Annotated in this window: 3 protein-coding genes and 1 pseudogene; 2 read left to right on the top strand and 2 right to left on the bottom strand. The window is 59.4% G+C overall.

Going from position 1 to position 6,224, the window contains the following annotated elements; genetic code table 11:
• Window positions 1-1,706 precede the first annotated feature (1,706 nt).
• Window positions 1,707-3,545, top strand: a complete 1,839-nt coding sequence (gene ilvD, locus JWS10_RS19330; protein ID WP_299509425.1) for a dihydroxy-acid dehydratase — start codon at window positions 1,707-1,709, stop codon at window positions 3,543-3,545.
• Window positions 3,546-3,664: 119 nt separating this feature from the next.
• On the opposite strand, the gene JWS10_RS19325 is transcribed toward ilvD, so the two are convergent.
• Window positions 3,665-4,474, bottom strand: coding sequence for a helix-turn-helix transcriptional regulator (locus JWS10_RS19325; RefSeq protein ID WP_299509424.1), 810 nt, complete (start codon window positions 4,472-4,474; stop codon window positions 3,665-3,667).
• 64 nt (window positions 4,475-4,538) lie between these two features.
• Between JWS10_RS19325 and JWS10_RS19320 the strand changes: the two genes are divergently transcribed.
• Window positions 4,539-5,924, top strand: coding sequence for an SLC13 family permease (locus JWS10_RS19320; RefSeq protein ID WP_299509423.1), 1,386 nt, complete (start codon window positions 4,539-4,541; stop codon window positions 5,922-5,924).
• Here JWS10_RS19320 and JWS10_RS19315 read toward each other — a convergent pair.
• Window positions 5,925-6,224, bottom strand: a pseudogene (locus JWS10_RS19315) (LacI family transcriptional regulator); the annotation flags it as partial.

Here is a 6,224-nt window from a genome sequence, read left to right as displayed (position 1 = left end):
GTGGGGGGGGGGGGGGGGGGGGGGGGCGGGGGCGGTGGGGTGCGATGGCTAAAATCATGTTCGGCCATAGCTTGCGTACCCAAGCAGGCTAGGGAAAAAGATCCGCCTCTACTGGTAGTAATCCAGTCTCGATGGATCTTATTAGCAACTTATTAAGCAAATTTGCAGATTCAATGGCCCCCAAACTAAGCTCACCTTTTGACTTTGCTCCATGAACGGCTTTGGATCGAACATTATACAATCTCTTTACTATCTCAAATGTGTTCTTCCGTTCCAGTTCGTCGTCAGCATGCAGAAATCTTGCAATGCAAACGCTGATTCTAAAGCGTATTTCAGAACTGGCTCCGAATATTCCCTCTATTCCCGCCCAAATCATGGCCAACTTAACTCTCGGGTTCGGATGCCAATGGTAAGTTGCGAGGCATTGAACAGCAGTTTGAAAGCTATCTTCTCCTAGTAAAGAACGTGCGTTGCCAAAGTACCTTGAAAGCCAATCGACATCCCGTCCTGTTATAATGTAAGGGGGAGCATCGTTGAAGCCACTCATTTGCCGATGTATCCCACGAAGGGAACTGTTCGACGATATTTGATTAGCGGTCGTGTCTGATTGTATGTTGAAACCAATTTCTGCTTGAAAAATGGCGGATAACAGAAGCGCGTCCCATGATGAATTCCACGCAATGATAGAAACCTCGCGAGGTGAGCTAGCGTTTATTCGAAATTGTGACGTAATACGGGGTATGAACGCTGCGACGACGGCTATATCATCTGGCCGAGAGCATGTTGATACCGCGCTTGCGAAATCCAATTGAGAGGTGTCGGCCTGCTCAAGCTGAACGCCGTCACAAAACTGGATGTTTTTGGGAGTGCTTATTCCATTCAGTAGGATGAATGTTTCATTCTTATTCGCGATTACTTCCATTTTTATCACATGCCCCAGACCGTTGCGTAAGCACTCTACGTAGCTCATAGCATCGCGAACAGGGCAATTTTCATCTGTGCACAGTTCGTCTCCTTCGGGTATGCTCAAAGAAGGCTGGTCGGATTGACGTGACGAACGGCGGCCCGGTACCGTCTTGTCGATGCTACACCAGCCTTTTCTTTTTGCCCGGAATCAAGGGCGAAGCCCGCCGGGCCGCGCCTGACCTCCCGGTGGGAGGGCGCGATTGCGGCGGTGCCAGCAGAAATTCTGTGGGGGATGTTGATGGATAAACCGCGTCGAACTAATGGCGGCGCGTCCTCCCGAGGTCAGGCGCGGCCCTTTGTTGTGCGGGTGCAGAGGGGCGATGGTCTTGTGGCGTTTGCTGGTGCGGGCAGGTAGGTTGAATGGCTTTTTCGTTCGGCCCGGATGGCCCATTCGCCTTTACTTCTGCCCGGAACCCGCCGGGCCGCGCCTGACCTCCCGGTGGAGGGCGGGTTTGCGGCGGTGCCAGATGAAAATCTGGGGAAGGGGTTGGGGGGATAAAGTGTGCAGAACTTCTGTTGGCGCGTCCTCCCGAGGTCAGGCGAAGCCCTTTGTTGCGCTTGTGGTGAGGCCCCGGATCAGGTCCGGGGCGGCGTGGAGGTGGGCGTGCGAAGCTGCGCAAATATCGGTCATCAAGCGGTTCGGTTTGCGATTGCGCTCTTGAAGCGGGCGGCGGCAAGGGTCAATAAGGGGTGCCGAGTTCCCGCGCGTGGCGCGGGACGTCTAGCTATGAGGATCAGCCATGCCTGTTTATCGTTCCAGAACCACCACTCACGGCCGCAATATGGCGGGTGCGCGCGGGCTTTGGCGTGCGACGGGGATGAAGGATGGCGATTTCGGCAAGCCGATCATTGCGATTGTGAACTCGTTTACCCAGTTCGTACCGGGGCATGTGCATCTGAAAGACCTCGGGCAGATGGTGGCGCGCGAGGTTGAGAAGGCCGGCGGGGTTGCCAAGGAATTCAACACCATAGCGGTAGATGATGGCATCGCGATGGGGCATGACGGGATGCTGTATTCGCTGCCGTCGCGTGAGCTGATCGCGGATTCGGTGGAATACATGGTGAACGCGCATTGCGCGGATGCGATGGTGTGTATCTCGAACTGCGACAAGATCACGCCGGGGATGCTGATGGCGGCGATGCGGCTGAACATTCCGGTGGTGTTCGTGTCGGGCGGGCCGATGGAGGCTGGCAAGGTAGTGATCGACGGCAAGGAATTGGCGCTCGATCTGGTTGATGCGATGGTGTCGGCGGCGGACGAGTCGGTGTCGGATGAGGATCTGGCGAAGATTGAAGCGGCGGCTTGTCCTACTTGCGGGTCGTGCTCGGGGATGTTTACCGCCAATTCGATGAACTGTCTGACCGAGGCTTTGGGGCTGTCGCTGCCGGGCAATGGCTCGACACTTGCTACGCATTCGGCGCGGCAGGGGCTGTTTCTTGAGGCGGGCCGGGTGATCGTTGATATCACCAAGCGGCATTATGAGGGCAACGAGAAGGGCCTTTTGCCGCGCGAGATTGCCAGCAAGGGCGCGTTTGAGAATGCGATGGCGCTCGACATTGCGATGGGTGGGTCGACGAATACCGTTTTGCATATCTTGGCGGCCGCGCATGAGGGTGGTGTTGATTTCACCATGACCGACATTGATGCGTTGAGCCGCAAGGTGCCGGTGTTGTGCAAGGTGGCCCCGGCCAAGCAGGACGTTCATATGGAGGACGTTCACCGCGCCGGGGGCATCATGGCGATCCTTGGGCAGTTGGATGCGGCGGGGCTATTGAACCGCGATTGCCCGACGGTGCATGCGCCGACTTTGGGGGCGGCGATTGACCATTGGGATATTTCGCGCAGCAATCATCCTGAGGTGCGGGAGTTGTTTTTGGCTGCTCCGGGTGGGGTTCCTACTCAGGTGGCGTTCAGTCAGAGCCGCAAGTGGGCGGAGCTGGATACCGACCGGGAGAAGGGGGTTATTCGTTCGGCGAAGACTCCGTTCTCGAACGATGGCGGGCTGGCGGTGTTGTCGGGGAATATCGCGCCGGAGGGCTGCATCGTGAAGACGGCTGGGGTGGATGACAGCATTCTGGTGTTCGCTGGCCCTGCGCGGGTGTTTGAGTCGCAGAATGCGGCCGTGGAAGCGATTTTGTCGAACTGGATCAAAGAAGGCGATGTGCTGGTGATCCGCTATGAGGGGCCGAAGGGCGGGCCGGGGATGCAAGAGATGCTGTATCCGACCTCGTATTTGAAATCGAAGGGCCTCGGCAAAGCCTGTGCGTTGTTGACGGATGGGCGGTTCTCGGGTGGGACTTCGGGTCTGTCGATTGGGCATGTGTCGCCTGAAGCGGCCTCGGGTGGGCTGATTGGGTTGGTGGAAGAAGGCGATCGGATTGAGATCAACATCCCGGCGCGGACGATTCATCTTGCGGTGTCGGAGGCTGATCTGGCGGTAAGGCGCGCGGCGCAGGACGCTAAGGGCTGGAAACCGGTGAAGCCACGGGCGCGGAAGGTTAGCCAAGCGTTGCGGGCTTATGGGTTGTTTGCGACCTCGGCTGCGACCGGGGCTGTGCGGCGGTTGCCGGGGGAATAGGGACGGTTCTTTGGGCTGGCGCTGGGGGTTTCACACCCCCAGACCCCCGTGGGATATTTAGACCAATGCGAAAGCAATTTTAGTTAAATTTTAGAGATTTAGGTTTGGGCGGTTTGTCATCATGTCACGGCGGTCTGCTTCCGGAAACTTTGCGGTGGCGTGCCGAATTCGGCGTGGAAGGCGGCGGTGAAGGCGCTGGGGCTGCGGTAGCCTAAGGCGTAGGCGATGGTGGCGCTGCTTTGGCCGAGGGTGAGGCGCTCTATGGCCAGTAGCAGGCGCTGGCGGCTGCGCCATTGTCGGTAGGTGAGGCCGGTTTCTTGGCGGAATAAGCGCTCTAGCGTGCGCGGGCTGGCGGCGGCGATGCGGGCGAGTTCGGGCAGGGCGCTAGGGTCGTCGGGATGGTGGCCGAGATGGCGGATCAATCGCACCAAGCGCGGGTCTTGGCCGCCGGGCAGATGCAGCGGGGCTTGTGGCAGGTTGGCGATTTCATCAAGTGTGACGGCGCATAGGCGCAGCAAGCGGGCCGGGAAGGCGGCGGTGGTATCCTCAGTATAAAGCCGCAAGATCAGCGCGCGCATCAGCGGAGTCAGCGTCAACACGGCGCAGGCGGTGTCGCGGCGTGGCGGGCATGAGGCGTCGATATAGAGGTTGCGCACCACGGCGGCGGTATCCGATTGCAACGCATGTTGGACGTTGCCGGGTATCCAGACCGCATGGCTTGGCGGCACCACCCAGATCGCTTGGTCGGAGGTGATGCGCAGCACGCCTTGGGTTGCCCATAGCAGTTGGCTGCGCGGATGCTGATGTGGCACGACGCCATGTTGTGGCGGCAGGTCTCGACCGGTGCACAGGATAGGGCGGGCCGGGTCTTGCAGGAACCCGGCGGGCGTTGGGGCGCGCATTGGCGCATTGGCGATATCGTTTGGCATCATAGCGGTCTAACACCGCGTGGGCGCTTCGGCTAGCTTGAGTGCAAGTCAGAGGGAGCAAGTGATGCAGAGTAGATTTGCGGTGAAACAGGTGGGGATGGCGGTTTTGGCGTTGTGCTGCCTATGGCTGGCGCTGGTGCCACCTGTCGGGCTGGCTGCGGATCAGGCGCGGATTTTGGCAGTGGTGCTGCTGACGCTGGGGTTTTGGGGCAGCGGCGTGGTGCCGAATTACTTCGCGAGTCTGATCTTGTTTGCGGTGGTTTTGGTATTTGGGTTGGCTCCGGCTGATCTGGTGTTTGCGGGGTTTGGCTCGACGGCTGTTTGGCTGATCGTGTCGGGGTTTGTGATCGGAGCGGCGATCAGTGTCTCGGGGTTGGGGGTGTTGCTGGCGCGGGTGTTGGCTCCGCTGCTGGGCGGCAGTTACGCGCGGATGATCTTTGGTTTGACGGCCGTGGCGATGGCTTTGGGCTTTATCATGCCGTCGTCGTTTGGCCGGGCGGTGGTGTTGCTGCCGATTGGGATGGCGCTGGCGACGCAGGCCGGGTTTGCGGCGGGGTCAAATGGGCGAATTGGGATTGCGGTGGCGCTTAGCATCGCCTGCAATATGCCGAGTTTTGCCATTCTGCCCGCGAATATCCCGAATATGGTGTTGTCTGGCGCTGCCGAGACGATTTACGGTGTGCATTTCAGCTACACGGGCTATTTGTGGCTACATTATCCGGTGCTGGGTGTGTTGAAATCCGGGCTGATGGCGCTGTTGGTGATACGGCTGTTTCCGGCTGTGGCCTCGGTAGGGGCGGCTGAGCATGTGCCGCAGGAGACGGGCAATCGGAGTGCGCAGTTGCGGGTGGCGCTGGTGCTGCTGGTGACATTGGCGATGTGGCTGACCGATAGTTTGCACGGGGTGAATGCGGCTTGGGTTGGGCTTGGCGCGGCGACGGTGTTGCTTGCGCCGGGGGTGGGGGTTGTCTCAACAGCGGCGTTCAAAGCTTCGGTTGATTTCGGGTTGCTGCTGTTTGTTGTAGGCGCGTTGGCGGTTGGAGCGTTGGTGAATGCCTCGGGTCTGGGAGCGTTGCTGGGGCAAGAATTGCGGGCGGTGTTGCCGCTGCATCCGGGGGACACGGTGGTGACTTTTGGCTCGCTGCTGCTGATATCAACCCTGACCGGGCTGCTGACCACGGTGTCGAGCGTGCCTTCGGTGTTGACGCCGATGGCGCAGGATTTGGCGCATGCGAGCGGGTTTAGCTTGCAGGCGGTGTTGATGACGCAGGTTGTAGGGTTCTCAACGGTGTTGTTGCCGTACCAGGTGGCGCCTTTGGTGGTGGCGATGGGGCTATCGGGCGAAAAGCTGGGGCATTTGACGCGGGTGGTTTTGATTTTGGCGGGGCTGACGGTGGTAGTGCTGTTGCCGCTGGATTATTTGTGGTGGCGGCTTTTGGGTTGGATTTGATCATTCATCCGGCAGGTTTTCCCGCAAGACCAGTTGCAAGCGGGGCGGGATGTAGCTGTAGGGCAGACCTCGGGCGGCGGCGGTGAGCAGGTTCAGGGCTTCGCGCGCCTCAACCCGGGGGTTTTGGTCGATCACCGCGTCAACCGTGCCGTCGAGGATGAAGGCTTTGTTGCTCTCGGTCGCCTCGTGGCACAGGAACACCACATCATGCTCCAAGACCAGGCCGCGCAGTACTTTGGCGAAGCCAGAGGTGCCGCCTCCGACATAATATACGGCGCCGAGGTCGTGGTGTAGAACCAG

The sequence above is a fragment of the Cypionkella sp. genome (genome assembly GCF_028290025.1).
Classification (GTDB): Bacteria; Pseudomonadota; Alphaproteobacteria; order Rhodobacterales; family Rhodobacteraceae; genus Cypionkella.
Note: the sequence above shows the minus strand (reverse complement) of the source record. Positions and strands in the feature narration are given on the sequence as shown.